Source organism: Nocardia sp. CC201C (genome assembly GCF_030010695.1).
Taxonomy (GTDB): domain Bacteria; phylum Actinomycetota; class Actinomycetes; order Mycobacteriales; family Mycobacteriaceae; genus Nocardia; species Nocardia otitidiscaviarum.
The window spans coordinates 1-2,249 of sequence record NZ_JASCXP010000666.1; the positions used below are offsets into that span (position 1 = coordinate 1).

The following is a 2,249-nucleotide window of genomic DNA, read 5'->3' on the forward strand; positions in this document are numbered from 1 at the left end:
GGGGCAAAAAAAACCCCCCCCCCCGCCCCCCCCCCCGGGGGGCCGTTCGCAGCTCACACCGCCAGACCCGGCTCAGCCCGTGAACGGGTTGCGGCGCTTGGTGAGCAGCTTGTACAGCGTCTGCTGGATGTTCTCACGCACCTGATCGGTGATCTCGAACATGGTCATCGGATCGTCCGCGTCGGCCGGTTCGTACCCGCTCGTCGAGATGGGCGCGCCGAACTCGATGTGCCACTTGGACGGCAGCGGCAGCGCACCCAGCGGTCCCAGATGCGGGAACAGCGGCGTCACCGGGAAGTACGGGACGCCGAGCAGGCGCGCCAGCGGCTTGATGTCCGCGAGCTTCGGGTAGATCTCCTCCGAGCCGACGATCGAGCACGGAATGATCGGCACCCCGGTCTTCACCGCCGCCGAGACGAAACCGCCGCGCCCGAACCGCTGCAACTTGTACCGCTCCGAGTACGGCTTGCCGATCCCCTTGTACCCCTCGGGGAACACGCCCGCGATTTCCCCTGCGCGCAACAGCCTTTCGGCATCCGCCGGGCAGGCCAGGGTATGTCCGGCCTTGCGTGCCAGCCCGCCGACGAGCGGCAGCTCGAACACGAGATCCGCCGCCAGCAGCCGCAGCGCCCGCTGCTTGGGATGCCGGTCGTGCACGGCCAGCTGGAGCATGAGCCCGTCCAACGGCACCGTGCCCGCGTGATTGGCGACCACCAGCGCGCCACCGGACTCGGGGAGGTTCTCGATGCCGCTGACCTCCACCCGGAACCACAGCTCCGACAGCGGCCGCAGCGCCGGGAGGATCACCGATTCGAGCAGGTGCTCGTCCAAACCGAATTCGTCGACCTGATAGTCACCGGTGAGCCGACGCCGCGCGAAATCGGCGGTGGTGCGGACCCCGTCGGCGACGGCTCCGCGAATCAGCTCCCCCAGCGATTTCGGCTGCCGCGCTTCGGCTTCGGCGAGCCGATCGGTCAACGAGGTGACCGGGCTCAGCGTGCGCTCGCCCGGCCACTGGCGCGACGGACGGTGCCGCGCCTCGAAATCCACATCGTGAAGTCGAATCACCTTCGCTACGTCGTTCATTGGTGTGCTCCCGTCCCGGCCCCGAGCAGGCCGAGAAGTTTGTTCTCCGCGGCGTCGATCCAGCGGGGATCGATTACGGGCCGCAACGCTGCGCCCCCTATGTAGTCGTCGAAAGCCTGCACCGTGGTCCAGCGCGGCTCGAAACCCAGTTCGGTGCGCATCCGGGTGGTGTCCAGCCCGCAGCCGAAATGGAAGTAGTCGATCTGTTCGGCGGTGAATTCCCGCATTACCGGTCCCATGATGCTGCGACCGAAGGTGCGGAAAGCCAGGAAGGGAACCGGCAATTCGATCCGGCCCGCGCGGCGGATGGCCTGTGACAGTGCCATCGCACCGTCACCCGCGACATTGAAGGTGCCGCCCGGCGCGCCCATGGCCGCATGGGTGAGCGCCGCGATGGCGTCCTCCTCGTGCAGCAGTTGCAGCCGCGGATCGCGCCCCAGGATGGTGGGCGTGACCGGCGAACGGAAGTACTGCACCCCGCGACTGGCCAACTGCGGTCCCACGATCGGTGAGAAGCGCAGAATCGCCGCCGAGATATCGGGACGCCGCCGTGCGAGCCCGCGCACGAATCCCTCCACCTCGATCATGTCGCGCGCGAACCAGCCGCGCGGTGGGGTGCGCGCACTCATCTCCTCGGTGAAACGCACCGGGTCCTTCGCACTACAGCCGTACACGGCCGACGAGGACCGCACGACCACGCGACGCACGTGCTCGGACTTCTGACAGACCGCGAACAGCTGCATCGCGCCCAGGGCGTTGATGTCCTTCATGGCCGCGCGACCGCCGCCCGAGGGTGGCCGGGACAGCGCCGCCGGGTGGATCACCGTATCCACCTGATTTCCATCGATCACCTTGCGTATCAACGGATTTCGAATATCGGCCCGAACGAACTCGGCGCGGCCCATCCGGCGGAGCAGCTCCCGGCTCGGCTGTTTCGCGTCGACAGCGATGATTCGTTCGATGGTTTCGTCGGCGGCCAGCCGGGCCACCACATTCCCACCGAAGAACCGGCTCGCACCGGTAACCATCACAACCCGGGGCACATGCCCGTCTCGGATGCTCGGCCCACCGGAACCCACTTGCAAGCCCCCATTTCTGTTTTTCCCGCGCTCCCAGGGTAGCCGCAGGACAGGGGGTCGCCGAAGAGTATTAACCAGGATCTA

Annotated in this window: 2 protein-coding genes; both read right to left on the reverse strand. The window is 67.3% G+C overall.

Annotation, left to right across the window (positions count from 1 at the left end; all coding sequences use genetic code 11):
* Positions 1–72: 72 nt before the first annotated feature.
* Positions 73–1,086, reverse strand: a complete 1,014-nt coding sequence (locus tag QK444_RS35660) for a lysophospholipid acyltransferase family protein (protein WP_029926083.1) — start codon at positions 1,084–1,086, stop codon at positions 73–75.
* Positions 1,083–2,114 carry an NAD-dependent epimerase/dehydratase family protein gene (locus tag QK444_RS35665; RefSeq protein ID WP_085996493.1) on the reverse strand — a complete coding sequence of 344 codons (1,032 nt, stop codon included), beginning with the start codon at positions 2,112–2,114 and terminating at the stop codon, positions 1,083–1,085. The genes QK444_RS35660 and QK444_RS35665 overlap by 4 nt, the downstream gene beginning before the upstream one ends.
* Between the last annotated feature and the right edge of the window lie 135 nt (positions 2,115–2,249).